At 32.3% G+C, this 17,474-nt stretch carries 14 protein-coding genes; 13 read left to right on the top strand and 1 reads right to left on the bottom strand.

The features are described 5' to 3' along the window. Positions 1 to 496: ABC transporter permease (locus JHL18_RS03365; RefSeq protein ID WP_200266224.1), on the top strand; the 496-nt coding region annotated here is incomplete at its 5' end. Continuing rightward, entirely contained in the window at positions 489 to 1,421 is a 933-nt protein-coding gene (locus JHL18_RS03370) for an ABC transporter permease (protein ID WP_200266225.1), read from the top strand. The genes JHL18_RS03365 and JHL18_RS03370, both read left to right, overlap by 8 nt. A gap of 220 nt (positions 1,422 to 1,641) precedes the next feature. Here the strand turns inward: JHL18_RS03370 and JHL18_RS03375 are convergent, their stop codons facing one another. After that, positions 1,642 to 3,693, bottom strand: coding sequence for a penicillin-binding transpeptidase domain-containing protein (locus tag JHL18_RS03375; protein WP_200266226.1), 2,052 nt, complete (start codon positions 3,691 to 3,693; stop codon positions 1,642 to 1,644). A gap of 465 nt (positions 3,694 to 4,158) precedes the next feature. On the opposite strand from JHL18_RS03375, the gene JHL18_RS03380 reads away from it, so the two are divergent. From JHL18_RS03380 to JHL18_RS03430, 11 genes are all read left to right on the top strand, one after another. Continuing rightward, complete coding sequence (locus JHL18_RS03380) at positions 4,159 to 5,223, top strand: BMP family ABC transporter substrate-binding protein (RefSeq protein ID WP_200266227.1); 1,065 nt, start codon at positions 4,159 to 4,161, stop codon at positions 5,221 to 5,223. A 384-nt stretch (positions 5,224 to 5,607) separates the two neighbouring features. Further along, positions 5,608 to 6,975 (top strand): RNA polymerase factor sigma-54, encoded by a 1,368-nt coding sequence (gene rpoN, locus JHL18_RS03385; protein WP_200266945.1) that lies wholly within the window; start codon positions 5,608 to 5,610, stop codon positions 6,973 to 6,975. Between the two features lie 413 nt (positions 6,976 to 7,388). After that, positions 7,389 to 8,432 (top strand): sugar-binding transcriptional regulator, encoded by a 1,044-nt coding sequence (locus JHL18_RS03390; RefSeq protein ID WP_200266228.1) that lies wholly within the window; start codon positions 7,389 to 7,391, stop codon positions 8,430 to 8,432. A gap of 389 nt (positions 8,433 to 8,821) precedes the next feature. Further along, a complete protein-coding gene (gap, locus tag JHL18_RS03395) occupies positions 8,822 to 9,838 on the top strand; it encodes a type I glyceraldehyde-3-phosphate dehydrogenase (protein WP_200266229.1) in 1,017 nt (338 codons plus the stop codon). 109 nt (positions 9,839 to 9,947) lie between these two features. Beyond that, positions 9,948 to 11,126, top strand: coding sequence for a phosphoglycerate kinase (locus tag JHL18_RS03400; protein ID WP_200266230.1), 1,179 nt, complete (start codon positions 9,948 to 9,950; stop codon positions 11,124 to 11,126). Positions 11,127 to 11,320: 194 nt separating this feature from the next. Beyond that, positions 11,321 to 12,067, top strand: coding sequence for a triose-phosphate isomerase (gene tpiA, locus JHL18_RS03405; protein WP_200266231.1), 747 nt, complete (start codon positions 11,321 to 11,323; stop codon positions 12,065 to 12,067). Positions 12,068 to 12,447: 380 nt separating this feature from the next. Continuing rightward, complete coding sequence (gene gpmI, locus JHL18_RS03410; protein ID WP_200266232.1) at positions 12,448 to 13,983, top strand: 2,3-bisphosphoglycerate-independent phosphoglycerate mutase; 1,536 nt, start codon at positions 12,448 to 12,450, stop codon at positions 13,981 to 13,983. A 501-nt stretch (positions 13,984 to 14,484) separates the two neighbouring features. Beyond that, positions 14,485 to 15,210: an amino acid ABC transporter ATP-binding protein gene (locus JHL18_RS03415; RefSeq protein WP_200266233.1), complete on the top strand. Its 726-nt coding sequence runs from the start codon at positions 14,485 to 14,487 to the stop codon at positions 15,208 to 15,210. 15 nt (positions 15,211 to 15,225) lie between these two features. Continuing rightward, the gene (locus JHL18_RS03420) at positions 15,226 to 16,038 is read left to right on the top strand and encodes a transporter substrate-binding domain-containing protein (RefSeq protein ID WP_200266234.1); all 813 of its coding nucleotides are present in this window, start codon (positions 15,226 to 15,228) and stop codon (positions 16,036 to 16,038) included. Continuing rightward, positions 16,038 to 16,763 carry an amino acid ABC transporter permease gene (locus tag JHL18_RS03425; protein WP_200266235.1) on the top strand — a complete coding sequence of 242 codons (726 nt, stop codon included), beginning with the start codon at positions 16,038 to 16,040 and terminating at the stop codon, positions 16,761 to 16,763. Before JHL18_RS03420 ends, JHL18_RS03425 begins: the two co-directional genes overlap by 1 nt. After that, positions 16,763 to 17,407, top strand: coding sequence for an amino acid ABC transporter permease (locus JHL18_RS03430; RefSeq protein WP_200266947.1), 645 nt, complete (start codon positions 16,763 to 16,765; stop codon positions 17,405 to 17,407). Before JHL18_RS03425 ends, JHL18_RS03430 begins: the two co-directional genes overlap by 1 nt. Positions 17,408 to 17,474 lie beyond the last annotated feature (67 nt).

Here is a 17,474-nt window from a genome sequence, read left to right on the forward strand (position 1 = left end):
CTATCAAGCAAACTATGGTGTGTTTATAGGAATAGCAGTAGCAATATTTGTTACATGGCTTTTATGGAAGACTACAACAGGATATGAGCTTAGAGCTGTTGGTTTAAACCCACAGGGAGCAGAATATGGTGGAATAAATATATCAAAAAATATAATACTAGCAATGGTTATATCAGGAGCTATAGCAGGTCTTGGTGGAGCAGTTCACTTAGCTGGTGGTAAGTACTACACTGATGACTTTAGTTCACTTCCAGGTTACGGTTTTAGTGGTATGGCAGTAGCTCTTCTTGCGAAAAGCCATCCGGTAGGATGTATATTTGCAGCAGTACTTTTTGGAGCTTTAAACAGTAGTTCAAAGGTATTACAGTTAAATGGTATACCTAAGGAAATAGTATATCTTATACAATCAATAATAATAATTTTTGTAGCAACAGACTACATTGTTAAATACTTTGCAGAAAAGAAGAAGAAAAAAGAGGTGTTGATCAATGGCTAGTATAAATATAATCATGGAACTTTTAGCTTCAACTTTAGCTCTTGCAACTCCTTTAATATTTGCAGGCCTTGGCGGAGTATTTTCAGAAAGATCTGGAGTTGTAAACATAGGTCTTGAAGGTATGATGATCATGGGAGCCTTCTTTGGAGTATATGGGTCCTTCCTTACAGGAAGTGCTATGGTAGGAATAATATTTGCTTTAATAGCAGGTGGACTTATAGCATTAATTCATGCTTTTTTAAGTATAAACTTAAAAGCAGACCAAGTAATATCAGGTACAGCTATAAATCTTTTTGCTCAAGCCTTAGCAGCCTTTCTTATCTTTAAGCTTTTCGGAAAAGGCGGACAAACGGATGGTGTTAATGGTTTAGCATATAATATACCAAAAGCTTTAAGAGATATGCCAGTGCTAGGTAAACTTGTAGGAGACTTAAACTGGTTTGTATATGCAGCAATAGTGGCAGTTGTAATAGCACACTTTGTACTATATAAAACTCCGTGGGGACTTAGAATAAGAGCCGTTGGAGAACATCCAAAGGCAGCAGATACTCTAGGAATAAACGTATATAAAGTAAGATATGTATGTGTTGTGATATCAGGGATGCTTGCAGGTATTGGTGGAGCTGCATTATCACTTGGAAGTACACCACTATATAGAGACGGAATGGTATCAGGAAGAGGATTTATAGCTCTAGCAGCTGTTATCTTCGGTAACTGGAAACCAAAAGGAACACTACTTGCATGTTTACTATTCAGCTTTGCAGATGCGTTCCAGTTAAAATCACAGTTACTTGGACTTAACCTTCCAACAGAAATATACTCAGTATTCCCTTATGTAATAACAATGATAGCTTTAGCAGGATTTGTAGGTAAGACACAAGCTCCAGCAGCTGATGGTGTGCCATACGAAAAAGGCCAAAGATAATTAAGTTTAAAATAAGGCACTATTTGAAATATAGACTAAAATAATAACATTAAATATACAAAAAAGGCATCTCATATAGGCAAAGCCTAGACATGAGATGCCTTTTGAATTTGTATAGCTATAAGATGTACACTTCGTAATAAAACTTATTATTTCTAAATTCTCTCACCAGAAGCCGTGAGAGTTTTAAAAATAGATTTCGGATCGAAGTTGTACATCTTTATGATCCAATAGAGTAACTTAGTATATTTTTCACCTTAGGAACTAGATACTTAGTTCCTCCAATTGACTTAGCATCTTCCATTATCATAGATACAACGATTTTAGGATTATCTACATTCATACCTACGAACCAAGAATTTTCTTTGCCACTTGTATCGCTTTGGCTTGTTTTTAGTTCGGCAGTGCCTGTCTTGCCTCCTATGTTTACGCCATTTATTTTGGCTAAACTTCCTGTAGCAGAAGGGCTATTTACAACAGCTACTAAATCATCTTTTAAAATAGATAGGTTTTCTTTTTTTATTGCTGCTTCTTTCCATACCTTTCCTTTGTTCTTATCGTTAAGTTCTAGAATTGGGGTCATTATATTGCCATCATTAACAACAGGACTGTATAGAAAAGCTGCTTGAAGAGGGGTTATAAGCAGTTCACCTTGACCATATCCAGTATCTGCAAGAAGCTCTTCACTCTTTATATTATTATCATTTGCCAGTTGATTTTTTGCCATAGGATATGCAAATGGGAAATCTTCTCCTATACCAAAGGCTTTTGCGCCTTCAATAAATTTATCTTTTCCTATTTTTAAAGCTTGCTCAGCAAAATATATGTTGTGTGAGTAAATTAGAGCATCTCTTAAATTCACAGGTTTTCCTGGGTCTACAGTGGTTGTTATTTGTTTACCTCCCCAAGAACTATCTTTTTGCCAGCTTGTACCTTTAATATCAAGTGCTTCATCAGGATTGGTTATTTTATTGTTTAATCCTATGGAGGCTGTAACTAATTTGAAGATTGATCCAGGAGCATAAGCGTTATTAAATCTGCTATCAGACATATCCTTCCATGAGGTATCAAGTTTGCTTTTTATGGAGTTTGTTTTGTAGGTTACAAATATGTTAGGGTCATAAGATGGAGAGCTAACAAGAGCTAGAACTTCACCTGTCTTTGGATTAATTGCAGAAGCAGCTCCTTTTTGTCCACTCATTTCGCTATAAGCTTTTTGTTGTAAAGCTAAATCAATAGAAAGCTGAATATTTTCACCCGCAACAGCATCTTTCTTGGTGATTATAACTTCTGTATCTTTATCATTAACTTTTCTAGTGATATAAAGTTTTAAACCATCTTCGCCTTTTAATTTTTTTTCAAAAATTTGTTCTAAACCAGCCTTGCCTATATAACTAGTACTGCCATATCCATTTGCTTTATTTTTTTCTAATTCTTCTGAGGTAATTGGTGCAACATATCCTATTAACGATCCAATAGCTTCTCCGCCATTATATACTCTAGAGGATTTTTCTAAGTACTTCACACCAGGTATTGAAATAGCCTTTTGAAGTTTATCTTTTTCGTTTAAGGAGATATCTACTAAGGGTATAAATTCATCTAGTTTATTTTCAGCACCTTTGATTTTATCATTTATAAAATCAATACTTAGATCTAGAGTTGAAGCAAGGAGTTGAATGCTTGAATCTTTTGAAGGAAGAAATTTCCTAGGATGAATTCCGAGAGAAGCAACTTTGTCATTGTATGCTAATTTGGCTTGAGATCTATCAGTTAACTCGCCTCTAGTTGCAGCTATCCTTTGAATTTTAACTTTTTCTCCCTTTTCCATCTGAGGGAATATAAGTTTTTCACTCCATTGAATTTTCCAAAGATTATCCTTATCTTTTTTGTCAGAGTTTTTTATTAGAATTAGATTGTAATCTTTAATATCTAGTTTTCCAAAGCTACTGTCCATGGATAAATCAAAGGGAATGCTAATAGTTGAATCTTTAGACTTATCTGCTTGAGATAAATCTTTAGCACTAATATTAATATTATCGCTTTCAAGACTTTTATATATACTATCATACTTATCTATAAAATCTTTTTCTGCTATATAACTTTTTGACTTATCATCTAAAAGTGAATACACGGTCTTATAATCTTTTTTCACTAATGCTTCCTTAAATTTATTGAAAGCATCTGATGGTTTTTCTTGCTTAGAGCAACCAAGAATAGACAGTGGGATTAAGAGAATAATGAACATTAAAAGAATTTTATTGAATTTTTTCACAATAAATACCTCCTATAAATTATTAATAACTTTTATGTAAAAATGCTTAAAGTTAGAAAGATGGTGGTTTAAACTACAGTGTTGAAATTAATTAACTATTCATCCAATGCTTTAATTCTAAATAGCTCGCTCATATACCATCTCCTGTATAACTAATTAATTTCAATAATGCTCTTAAACGTATCCAAAAAATTTAATTTTAATAAAGAAAATAATCGAGTGGTTTAACTAACAGTCAGTAAAAATTATAACATAAAATTCCTATATAGTATTAATGTGTAATAATAATTCATTTAATTTACTAGAATAATAAACTCATATTGTCGTAAATTATATGTATATAGATAAAGCACTTCACTAATGAATTAGTCATAAAATTTAGTTCTAAAATAAAAAAGTTAATTTTTAGAATTGAAGGAATTTATCTTGGTTTTTAATCCATCATTTAAGTTTGGAGGGGTTAATGTGAAAAATAGGATATTTAATCTTCTGTTAAGCATAATTGTGATATCTAGTATGTTAAGTGCATGTAGCAAGAAAGATGACTCATCCAAAGGTGGGAGTAGTAAAAAAATAAAGATATCGTTAATAACCGATGAGGGTGGGATAAAGGATAGATCATTTAACCAAGCAGTTTATGAAGGGGTTGAAAAAGCTTCTAAAGATTTAGGCATAACATCAAATATAATGGAATCAAAAAGTAAAGATGATTTTCAAAAGAATATAGATAAAGCAGCAAAGGATAGTGATTTAACCTTTGGAGTAGGATATGGTATGGTAGACGCTATAACTAAGGCCGCTAAAAATAAAAGTGACAAAAATTTTGTTATTGTTGATGCTATGATTGATGCACCTAATGTAAAGTCAATAACTTTTAATAATGAAGAAGGGGCATTTTTAATGGGAATTATAGCTGGTAAAATGACTAAAACCAATAAGGTAGGTTTTATTGGAGGAACTGAGACTCCTATATCAGAAAGTTTTGAAGTTGGCTTTGCATGTGGGGTAAAAACTGTTAATCCGGCTGCTTTCGAGGCTATAATAAGTAAAAAGAATGTTAGATATGTAGGAAGTTTTACGGATAAGGATAAGTCATATAAACTCGCTAAAGAGTTATATGATAGAGAATGCGATATAATATTTCACGCAGCAGGAACCGCAGGAGAAGGTGTTTTTAAAGCTGCAAAGGAAACTAAAAAGTTCGCAATAGGTGTTGATACAGATCAAGGTGAAATATATGAAAAATACACTGATGTAATTTTGTCTTCAATGGTTAAGAATCTAGATAAGGTTGCATATCAGGCCTGCCAAGAAACTATAGAAGGAAAGTTCAGAGGAGGTGAAAATAACGTTGTGAAGTTAGGTTTGTCAGGTGGAGGGATAGAGGTGGCAAAATCTACTTCCAATAATACTCCTAAAGAGATAATAGAGCTTGTAGAAAAGTATAAAGCAGAAATAGTAAGTGGTAAATTTAAGATTCCTACTAGATCAGAAGAAGCACGAGAATTTACCCCTCCTCCTATACAATAATAATTATTACATAAGGCTCGTAAACATAGATTTGTGTGGATATTCTTTATGAAAGTTCAGAAATAACTAAAGTGATATATCTTTTATGTATTAGAGGAATATCACTTTAGTAAAAATAAATTATTTTTTAAATTTGAAAAGTCTTAGTTACGGCACTGTTAACATTTAAGATACTAAATTTTTATGTTTTTTAAATATAAGATTATTATTATATAAACATCCATGTTCTTAATACTTGTTATTTTTATGATTTTAAAATAGAATAAAATTATAGGATTTTTAGTTTGGATATGGCTATTAATTGGTTGAAAATACTAATTTTAGGGATGTTTTGACTTTAGAGCCCTTTAATATATGAAATGATAAAGAGGTATTTATATGGGGATGGAGTTATCGTTTAAATTAACCCAAGAACAAAGATTAATTTTAACTCAGAAAATGCAGCTTTCAATAAAAATACTTCAAATGTCCAATATAGATTTAGTGCAGTATATTGAAAGAGAGTATTCGGAAAATCCTGTTCTTGAAGCTGAGTATGATAATAATTATCAGGAAAAGACTGAAATTAATGATAGAATAGACTATAAAGAAATAATAAAGTATCTAGAATTTGATAACTATGGTGCTCAATCTTCTTCTAGTTATGATGAAGAAGTATCACCATTCATGTTTATTTCTTCTAAAAAGTCCTTAAAGGATCACCTTCACGAACAAGTATTAATATTAGACATAGATGAATATATGAAAAATATATGTGATTACATTATTGAAAGTATAGATAGTAAGGGATATTTGGATATAAGTTTAGAAGCCTTGAGCAACGAAATAAACATATCGGCTGATTTGGCAGAAGATGCCCTTTATATCGTACAGAATTTAGACCCAGTTGGTATAGGTGCAAGAGACTTAAAAGAATGTCTCAAGATACAACTTATGCACAGAGGTATATTAGATGATATTTTAGAAGCTATTGTAAACGAACACTTAGAGGATATTGCTGATAATAAATATAATAATATCGCAAAGAAGCTTGGAATAAGTGTGCAAGATTCTCAAAAGTATGGAGACCTTATTAAAACTTTAGAACCTAAACCTTCAAGAGGGTTTTATACAGGTGATGAAGAGAAGTACATAATACCGGATGCTGAGATAAGAAAACTAAATGATGAATTCATAATTATTATGAATGAGAGGGTTTTACCTAGTCTTACAATTAATCCTTTATACAAAGAAATTATTTCACAAAGTAAGGACAAGGATGCTGAGAGTTATGTAAAAGATAAGATAGACAGTGCTATGTTCTTAATTAAAAGTATTGAACAAAGAAAAAGTACTTTGCATAAGGTTTTGGAACGTATAGTGGATAAACAAAAAGAGTACTTTGAGAAGGGTGAACAATACTTAAGGCCAATGACCTTAAAAGAGATTGCTGAAGAATTAGATATACATGAATCAACTGTTAGTAGAGCAATTAAAGAAAAGTATGTTTTGATTTCTAGAGGTACTATAAAAATAAAAGATATGTTTACTACTGGAATACAAACACAAGGTTCTGGTGAAGATTTAGCTGTAATAAGTATAAAGAAGGCAATTAAACAGTTAGTAGACGCAGAAGATAAAGCTAAACCACTTTCGGATCAAGCCATATGTGATGAACTTAATAAGAAAGAGATGAATATTTCTAGAAGAACTGTAGCAAAATACAGAGAGGAAATTGGTATAAAGTCTTCTAGTAAAAGAAAAAGATTCTAGATATACATAAAATGGAATAAATTAAAGATATTCAAATAACTACTTTAATACCAAAATAAGAAGTGGATATTTTATGTAAGTATAAAATATTATGCTATCTATGGCTTTAAAGTAGTTATTTTTTATTCTTTAGGAGTTTATAACTCAATTATATCTATGAGTAAATACGATAAGAAGTTAAAGCATAATATAAATGAAAGAATAAAAAAGAAGAATATGTTGACTATAAGGTTTTACATATACATTCGGAAATGCAGATGCGTGAAAAAGCTTACTGAAGAAAGTTGATTCAGCAACTTTTTAGTAAATATTTTCTAAATCAACTTTTAAAATATAAAATGTTGGTTTATAATATTATTTGTGGGACATAAAAGTATTTAGTGGGACGTTGAAGGGCCAAAGGAGTGTTTTTCTTGCAAGAAATATTGAAGCTACAAAAAAAGATAGTGCCTGAACTAGTGGAGCTACTTGAGAAAAGATATAGCATACTAAGAGCTATATACTACAATCAACCAATAGGAAGAAGAATATTAGCGAACATGTTAAGTTTAGGAGAAAGAATAGTAAGAACAGAGATAAACTTTTTAAAATCTCAAGGCTTAATAGAAATAAATACTCCAGGTATGACAGTAACAAAAGATGGAGAAGAAATCTTGGAAAGCTTAAAAGAATTTATTCATGAAATAAAAGGATTGTCAGATGTAGAAGAGTTTATTAGAAAGTCTCTTGGAACAAAAAAAGTAATAGTAGTTCCTGGAGATATGGATATTGATAATTCAATAATAAAGGAACTAGGAAAAGCAGCTGCTAATTATGCAAAATCAATTATAAAGAGTGGAAACATAATAGCTATCACTGGAGGAAGTACAATAAAAGAAGTAATAGATAACTTTCCTAAGATGAATAATATTCACAATGCAATGGTGGTTCCAGCTCGAGGCGGTATGGGAAAAAAAGTTGAAACACAGGCTAATACACTTGCTGCTAGATTGGCGGAAAAGTTAAATGGAAGCTATAAGATGCTTCATGTTCCAGAGAATTTAAGTGAAGAGATATTAGAAACTATTATACAAGAAAAAGAGATAAAAGACGTAATAGATACCATTCATAAAGCTAATGTGCTTATATATGGTATTGGTAGAGCGGACAAAATGGCAATAAAAAGAGGTTTATCGCAGGAACAATTTGATAGACTAACAAGTCTAGGCGCTGTAGGTGAGGCTTTTGGATTTTATTTTGATAAAGAAGCTAAGGTTATAAGTGTAAATCAAACCCTGGGAATAAATATAAATGATGTAAATAAAATATCTACTCATATTGCAGTAGCAGGTGGGAAGAATAAAGTAGAAGCTATTCTTGCTACAGAACTAAATAAAAGCAATGGTGTTCTGATTACAGATGAAGGTGCTGCAATGAAAATCATAGAATATTTAAATGGGCGCAATAAACAGGAATAAAATAAAACTATTTTTAAAAAACTATATTAGTATGTTTTGCTAGGTAAAATGTTAATGCTACAGGAATGTTTATTGAATAATCAAGGTAAATGAAATTACAATATTTGATTAATAGTGATAATAATTTAATATATGGTTTAAATTATAACAATTTTACCATTAAAATCGCAATGTTTCCTTAAATAAAGTAAAATTTACAGTTTTTTTTAAAAATACTATTTAAAAATTCCGTTAAGTATTCTATAATAGACATGTGGGACGAAATAATATTCACTGGGAGCATTAATGACCAGGTTGTTGTTTTAACCTAAATAGCAAGTGTAAAAATGTTATAAAGTATTTTTACAAATATTTTAAATAAAAATTATATCTTTTAGGAGGTACTTTCAATGGCAAATATTAAAGTAGCAATTAATGGGTTTGGACGTATTGGACGTCTTGCATTCAGACAAATGTTCGGTGCAGAGGGATATGATGTTGTTGCAATCAACGACTTAACAGATCCTAAAATGTTAGCACACTTATTAAAATATGATTCATCTCAAGGTAGATATGATGGAACAGTAGAAGTTAAAGAATCTTCTATAGTTGTAAATGGAAAAGAAATCCAAATATATGCAAAAGCTGATGCTGCAACACTTCCTTGGGGAGAAATCGGAGTAGACGTAGTACTTGAATGTACTGGTTTCTATGTATCAAAAGCTAAATCACAAGCTCACATCACTGCAGGTGCTAAGAAAGTTGTTATATCAGCTCCAGCTGGTAACGATCTTCCAACAGTTGTATTCAATGTAAACCATGATATATTAACTGCTGATGATCATATAATTTCAGCTGCATCTTGTACAACTAACTGTTTAGCTCCAATGGCTAAAGCTCTTAATGACTTAGCTCCAATTCAATCAGGTATAATGTCAACAATCCATGCTTATACTGGAGACCAAATGGTATTAGATGGACCACACAGAGGTGGAGACTTCAGACGTGCTAGAGCTGCTGCTGTAAACATAGTTCCTAACTCAACTGGTGCTGCTAAAGCTATAGGATTAGTTATTCCAGAATTAAACGGAAAATTAATCGGTTCAGCACAAAGAGTTCCAGTTCCAACTGGTTCAACTACAATCTTAACTTCAGTTGTTAAGGGTAAAGACATAACTGTTGAAAGCATAAATGCTGCTATGAAAGCTGCTTCAAACGAATCATTCGGTTACACTGAAGAACAATTAGTATCTTCTGATATCGTTGGAATGAGATTTGGATCATTATTTGATGCAACTCAAACTATGGTTTCAAAAATCGGAGAAGATTTATACCAAGTTCAAACAGTTTCATGGTATGACAATGAAAATTCATACACTAGCCAAATGGTTAGAACTATAAAGCACTTCGCTAACTTCTTAAAGTAATTTTAAGTATTTAGTTAAAAGTATTTAAACATCAAAAATAGGTCTGGTTTTGTAGTTATGGCTATAAGGCCAGACCTTTTTAAATTATAAAATTAAGAGGTGAAAATCCATGAGTTTCAATAAGAAAACAATTGAAGATATCGAAGTTAAAGGTAAAAGAGTATTAGTAAGATGCGATTTTAACGTTCCATTAAAAGATGGAGTTATAACAGATGAAAATAGATTAGTTGGAGCACTTCCAACAATAAAATACTTAATAGAAAATGGTGCAAAGGTTGTTCTTTGTTCACATTTAGGAAAAGACGCTTCTAAGTCATTAGCACCAGTTGCTACAAGATTAAGCGAAATGCTAGATAAAGAAGTTGTATTTGCAGCTGATCAAGAAGTAGTTGGAGAAAATGCTAGAAAAGCTGTAGCAGAAATGAAAGAAGGAGACGTTGTTCTTCTTGAAAACACTAGATGCAGAAAAGAAGAAAGCAAAAACGGAGAAGATTTATCAAAAGAATTAGCTAGTCTTTGTGATATATATGTAAATGATGCTTTCGGAACTGCTCATAGAGCTCACTCATCAACTGAAGGAGTTACTAAGTTTGTTGATACAGCTGTATGTGGATACTTAATTCAAAAAGAATTAAAGTTCTTAGGAGAAGCTGTAAACAATCCAGTTAGACCTTTCGTTGCTATATTAGGTGGAGCTAAGGTTTCAGATAAGATAGCTGTTATAAACAACTTATTAGATAAGGTTGATACTATAATAATAGGTGGAGGAATGGCTTACACATTCCTAAAAGCTCAAGGATATGAAATCGGAAGCTCACTAGTTGAAGCTGATAGATTAGATTATGCTTTAGAAATGGTTGAAAAAGCTAAGGCTAAGAATGTTAATTTCTTATTGCCAGTAGATCATAGAGTAGCTGCAGAATTCAAAGATGTTGAACCTAAGGTTACTGAAGATCAAAATATCGAAGCTGGATTTATGGGATTAGATATAGGACCAAAGACAGAAACTTTATATGCTGATGCTATAAAAGATGCTAAGACTGTAATCTGGAACGGACCAATGGGAGTATTCGAATTCGAAAACTTCAATAAGGGAACAGTTGCAGTTGCTAAGGCTATGGCTGACGCAGATGCTACAACAGTAATAGGTGGTGGAGATTCAGCTGCTGCTGTTAATATATTAGGCTTCGGAGACAAGATGACTCACATCTCAACTGGTGGTGGAGCATCACTTGAATTCTTAGAAGGAAAAGACCTTCCAGGAATATCAGCTTTAAACGATAAATAGTACATTTTTTTAGTGTGGGGGGCGGCTTTTGCCGCTCCTTATAAACTAATAAATATATATATATAAGAAGTTAAAAATATAACTTTTTATATTTTTAACAATATAAAAAGTTAACAATTTATTGATTTTATGGGCTTTAAGCTTTCCTAAAATTAATAACAATTTAAAACAAATAAAACTTAGAGGTGAAAGATATGAGAAAAGCAATAATTGCAGGAAACTGGAAGATGCATTACACTGTTGATGAAGCAGTTAAGTTTATAGAAGAATTAAAGCCATTAGTAAAGGATGCTGCTAGTGAAGTAGTAGTTTGCCCAACATTTGTAGCTTTAGATGCTGTTAAAAAAGCTGTAGCTGGTACTAACATAAAAGTTGGAGCTCAAAACATGCATTGGGAAGAAAAAGGCGCTTTCACTGGAGAAATAGCTCCAGGAATGTTAGAAGCTTTAGCTATAGATTACGTTGTAATAGGTCACAGCGAAAGAAGACAATACTTTGCTGAAACTGATGAAACAGTTAACAAGAAGTTAAAAGCTGCTTTTGCACACAAGATAGTTCCAATACTATGTGTTGGTGAAAGCTTAGAAGAAAGAGAATCAGGAAAGACAAATGCAGTTATAGAAGCTCAAATAAAGGTTGACTTAGCTGGATTAACTAAAGAACAAGTTGAAGAGTTAGTTATAGCTTACGAACCAATCTGGGCTATAGGAACTGGTAAGACAGCTACATCAGAACAAGCTAATGAAACAATAGCTGCTATAAGAAAAATGGTTGCTGACTTATTTGGAGCAGAAGCTGCTGATAAGACAAGAATCCAATACGGCGGAAGTGTTAAGCCTTCAACAATAAAGGAACAAATGGAGCAATCAGATATCGATGGAGCTTTAGTTGGTGGAGCAAGTTTAGTAGCAACAGACTTTGCAGGAATCGTTAACTATTAAGATATAACTATATTTAATAGTTTGTATTAAAATGAGTTTTGGATAAAGACAATAGTGACAGGCAACTAATACCAATTGTTTGTTGCTATTGTTTTTTATTTTATCACATATTATAATTGTGATTGTAGATGTACCACTTCGAACTGAAATTTATTTTTAAAACTCTCACGGGTTCTGGTGAGAGGATTTTAAAATAATAAGTTTTATTTATGAAGTGATATATTCGTAGAACATAATGATAATAGAAGTATAGTTGTTGGAATAAAAGTATACTTAAAAATCTTTAACATAATTGTAAAGAGTTTTAAAGATACTATATAAAAAGCTATAGGTTAATTGGTGATACATCAAACAAAATGTTTATAAATATGGAGGATAATATGACTAAAAAGCCAGTAATGTTAATGATATTAGACGGATTTGGAGTAGCTCCTAAATCAGACGGAAATGCTGTAGAGGCAGCTAACAAGCCTAATTTTGATAGATACTTTAAAGAATATCCACAGACAACAATTCAAGCAAGTGGTATGGATGTAGGACTACCAACAGGACAAATGGGTAACTCAGAAGTTGGTCACTTAAATATAGGTGCAGGAAGAATAATATACCAAGAGCTTACAAGAATAACTAAGGCTATTGCTGATGGAGATTTCTTTGATAATGAAGAGTTAAATCTTGCAGTAGATAACGCTTTAAAGAATGATAGTGCATTACATCTGTTAGGACTTCTTTCTGATGGTGGAGTTCACTCACATATAGATCATATAAAAGGCTTATTATCTTTAGCTAAGAAAAAAGGATTAACTAAAGTTTATGTTCATCCTTTCATGGATGGAAGAGATGTTGCTCCGTCATCAGGTAAGGGATTTATAGAAGCTTTAGAAAGTTATATGAAAGAAATTGGAGTAGGTAAGATCGCTACAGTTAGCGGAAGATACTACGCTATGGATAGAGATAACAGATGGGAAAGAGTACAATTAGCTTATGATGCAATAGTAAATGCAAAGGGCGAAACAGCTAATAGTGCAGTAGAATGTATGGAAAGTTCATACCATGATAACAAAACTGATGAGTTTGTTTTACCATGTGTTATATTAGAAGATGGACATCCAACTGGAAACATCAAAAACGGAGATTCAGTAATATTCTTCAACTTCAGACCTGATAGAGCTAGAGAAATAACTAGAGCTATAAACGATAAAGAATTCGCTGGATTTGAAAGAGAAACTTTAAATCTTACTTATGTTACTATGACTCAATACGATAAGAGTTTAGAAGGAGTACATGTAGCGTACAAGCCACAAACTATCACAAATACATTAGGACAATATGTTGCTGATAAAGGATTAAACCAATTAAGAATAGCTGAAACTGAAAAGTATGCTCACGTAACTTTCTTCTTTAACGGGGGAGTTGAAGCTCCAAATAAAGGTGAGGATAGAGCTCTTATACCTTCACCAAAGGTTGCAACTTACGACCTTAAGCCAGAAATGAGTGCTTATGAATTAACTGAAGAACTTTTAGCTAAGTTAGATTCAGATACTTATGATATGATAATACTTAACTATGCTAACCCAGATATGGTTGGTCATACTGGAGTTTTCGAAGCAGCTAAGAAAGCTATCGAAGCTGTAGATGAATGTGCTGGTAAGGTAATAGAAAAAGTTCTTGAAAAAGATGGTACTGTATTTGTAACGGCTGACCATGGTAACGCAGAAGTTATGATAGACTTCTCAACAGGTGGTCCTATGACTTCTCATACAACTGAGCCAGTTCCATACTTATGGATAGCAAACAATGCTAAGGGAAGAGAACTTAGAGAAGGTGGAAGACTTTCTGATATAGCTCCAACAATGCTTGAAACTATGGGCTTAGAAGTTCCAGCAGAAATGACAGGAAAATCACTTATAAAATAATACTATAAGATTCAAATAAAAAGACGTCTCGTCAAGAGATGTCTTTTTATTTTGGCTATAATTAAAACCTTTGCTGGAATTGATAAATTATCAATCTGTTAATGAAAGTATTTGATTTATATTTAATGATTTAAAAAATATTATAAATTATATGGAAGTATCTTAAAAGTCAAAGAATTTTAGAAAATTTGATGAAACATATATTTACAAAGTAATAAAATAGAGAAAGATATAATGTTATTTTCGTAATGTAAAGGTTTTTTATGAAGGTAAATATGGGATAATGATAAAAAAATGCAGGAACGAATCTATAATTATGCAAAGTTTTGAATATTTATTGACTAGATAACCTTAACTTGATAATATATAAATAGGTAAAATATTTGCTTTTTACACAGATTACTATTAAAAAAATAATGATATTTTTGATATAACGATAAAAATATAGTGAGTTTAATGATGTTTTTTAAATTTGGGGATTTAGTGAAAAGGGGGACTATTATGATTAAACTTGAAAGAGTGAACAAGCATTTTGGGAAACTACATGTGTTAAAGGATATAGATTTAACAGTAAACGAAGGAGAGAAGCTGGTAGTAATTGGGCCAAGTGGTTCTGGAAAAAGTACGTTAATAAGGTGTATAAACTTTTTAGAAGTACCAACTTCAGGTAAGGTTATAGTAGATGAGGTTGATCTTACTGCGACTAGAGCGCCTATAACAAAAGTTAGGCAGTCAGCTGCTATGGTATTTCAAGGTTTTAACTTATATCCTCACAAGACTGTACTTGAAAACTTAACACTTGCACCAATTAAGATACAGAAAGTATCTAAAGAACAAGCAGAAAAAACTGGACTTGAGTATCTAGAAAAGGTTGGGCTAAAACACAAAGCTAATGCGTATCCATCACAGTTATCTGGAGGGCAGCAGCAAAGAGTAGCGATAGCAAGAGCTCTAAATATGCACCCTAAGATAATACTTTTTGATGAGCCAACATCAGCTCTAGATCCAGAAATGATACAAGAAGTTCTAGATGTTATGGTTAACTTATCCCATGAAAAGATAACAATGGTAGTTGTTACACATGAGATGGGCTTCGCAAGACAAGTTGCAGATAGGGTTATATTTATGGATGGAGGAGAAATAATCGAACAAGGAACGCCGGAACATTTCTTCAAAAACCCAACACATGATAGAACAAAAGCTTTCTTAAGTAAAATTTTAAGATAAATAGGGGGTAAAAAAATGAAAAAGATAACTTCAATTCTAATCCTTGCACTTACACTTACTTTAGCTGGATGCTCATCGGCTCCAAGTAAAACTGCTTCAAACAGTGGTGGTAGCAGTAAACCTGCAGATATACAAAAAATTATAGACAGAGGAACTCTAAAGGTTGGGGTAAAAGTAGACGTTCCAAAGTATGGTTACAAGGATCCTAGTACAGGAAAGATAGAAGGATTTGAAATTGATATAGCAAAAGCTGTAGCAAAGAAAATACTAGGTGATGAAAATAAGGTGGATTTACAAGCTGTAACAGCTAAAACTAGAGGACCGCTTTTAGATAGTGGAGAAATAGATATGGTAGCTGCTACATTTACAGTAACTGAAGAAAGAAAGAAGAGTTATAACTTCTCCGATCCATATTTTACAGATGGTGTTGGTTTATTAGTTAAAAAAGATGCTGGAGTAAGCAGTTTTAAGGATTTAAATGGTAAGAAGATTGGTGTTGCGCAAAGTTCTACAACAAAGAAAGCGTTACAAGAAGAAGCTGATAAGCAAGGTATTAAGGTAACTTTCTCAGAATTTGCAAGCTATCCAGAAATCAAAACAGCTCTATCTTCTGGAAGAGTTGATTGTTTCTCAGTAGATGGTGCTATATTACTTGGATACTTAGATGATAATACTAAAATATTATCAGATAAATTTAGTCCTCAAAACTACGGTATAGCTTCAAAGAAAGATAATACTGAACTTGCTAAAGTTATAAATGAAACCATCACAGAAATGAAGTCATCAGGGGATTTACAAAAGTTGATCGATAAGTGGGGGCTTAAGTAATGAATGGTCCTTTCGCCTGGTTTAAATGGCAAGCAGTATTCACTGATTGGAGAGTATTTTTTGATGGTTTCGCCATGACTCTTAAGGTGTCTATTTTAGCATTGCTGCTAGCTTTAGCTGTGGGCGTGTTGTTTGGAATATTCTCAACCTCTAAGATAAAAGTACTAGAGATAATCAGTAGAATATACGTAGAGTTTATACAGAATACTCCATTGCTTATACAGGTATTCTTTTTATATAACGGACTTCCACATTTAGGTTTAGTTTTGTCAGTCTTTGTAATAGGTGTATTGGGAATTGGTATGTATCATGGGGCTTATATTGCAGAGGTTGTAAGAGCTGGGATAGAGTCTATAAATAAAGGACAACTTGAAGCTGCCTATTCTCAAGGGTTCTCTTACTGGGAAGCTATGAGATATATAATACTTCCTCAGGCTAAAAGTATAATGCTTCCACCTATGACAAACCAAGCGGTTAATCTTATAAAGAATACATCTATACTTTCAATAATAGCTGGTGGAGACTTAATGTATCAGACGGATTCATGGTCTAGTGCTAACCTATACTATGGACCAGCATATGTTATTACAGGATTACTATACTTAGCGTTATGCTTCCCACTAACTAGCCTAGCTAGAAGTTTGGAGAATAGAGAAAGTAAGATGCTTCGTAGAGATGATGTTGAAGAAGTTGTGTTAGATTATAAAGAGGAGGCAACTGCATGATGAATGAACTATTTTCTTTTGCTAATATAAAGTTTATACTTCAGGGGTTTGGTCTTACTCTGTATATTGCTCTCATAACTATAATTCTAAGTATGATATTTGGTACAATACTTGGAATACTTAGAGGTACTTCAAAAGGAATACCTAGTAAATTAGCAGCTTTATATATAGAAATTGTTAGAAATACTCCTGCACTCTTATGGATTTTAGTTACAAGGTTCATTGTAAATATGAAACCTGTAAGTGCTGGGATATTAGCACTTACTATATTTACATCTGCGATAATAGGAGAGATTGTAAGAGGTGGGCTTAATTCTATTAAAAAAGGTCAATGGGAAGCAGCACATTCTCAAGGATTTACTAATGTCCAGACCCTTAGATATATTATAATACCACAAGCCTTTAAGAATATGATTCCTGCTTTAGTATCACAGTATATTACTGTAATAAAGGACACATCATTTTTATGGGGTGTTGGAATAGAAGAAGTTACAGGTAAAGGAATGATCCTTATGGGGATGTACGCAAGTACAACACAAGTGTTCCTTATATTTGGTATAATTGCCGTTATGTATTTCGTAGTGAATTATATATTATCTGTAGCCTTTAGAGCTCAGCAACAAAGATTAATATTGCAGGTATAATTTTCTCATAATAGGAAATAATATAGATATGTTAAGCTTTCAACTATAATATAAGGATATTTTATGA

This window comes from Clostridium yunnanense, from assembly GCF_016595795.1.
Lineage (GTDB): Bacteria > Bacillota > Clostridia > Clostridiales > Clostridiaceae > Clostridium_AR > Clostridium_AR yunnanense.

What these genes read in the sequence shown, in the direction of transcription:
- JHL18_RS03370 (WP_200266225.1), top strand. Translation starts at nt 489, where the DNA reads ATGGCTAGTATAAATATAATCATGGAACTTTTAGCTTCAACTTTAGCT.
- rpoN (WP_200266945.1), top strand. Translation starts at nt 5,608, where the DNA reads ATGGAGTTATCGTTTAAATTAACCCAAGAACAAAGATTAATTTTAACT.
- gap (WP_200266229.1), top strand. Translation starts at nt 8,822, where the DNA reads ATGGCAAATATTAAAGTAGCAATTAATGGGTTTGGACGTATTGGACGT.
- JHL18_RS03400 (WP_200266230.1), top strand. Translation starts at nt 9,948, where the DNA reads ATGAGTTTCAATAAGAAAACAATTGAAGATATCGAAGTTAAAGGTAAA.
- tpiA (WP_200266231.1), top strand. Translation starts at nt 11,321, where the DNA reads ATGAGAAAAGCAATAATTGCAGGAAACTGGAAGATGCATTACACTGTT.
- gpmI (WP_200266232.1), top strand. Translation starts at nt 12,448, where the DNA reads ATGACTAAAAAGCCAGTAATGTTAATGATATTAGACGGATTTGGAGTA.
- JHL18_RS03415 (WP_200266233.1), top strand. Translation starts at nt 14,485, where the DNA reads ATGATTAAACTTGAAAGAGTGAACAAGCATTTTGGGAAACTACATGTG.
- JHL18_RS03420 (WP_200266234.1), top strand. Translation starts at nt 15,226, where the DNA reads ATGAAAAAGATAACTTCAATTCTAATCCTTGCACTTACACTTACTTTA.
- JHL18_RS03425 (WP_200266235.1), top strand. Translation starts at nt 16,038, where the DNA reads ATGAATGGTCCTTTCGCCTGGTTTAAATGGCAAGCAGTATTCACTGAT.
- JHL18_RS03430 (WP_200266947.1), top strand. Translation starts at nt 16,763, where the DNA reads ATGAATGAACTATTTTCTTTTGCTAATATAAAGTTTATACTTCAGGGG.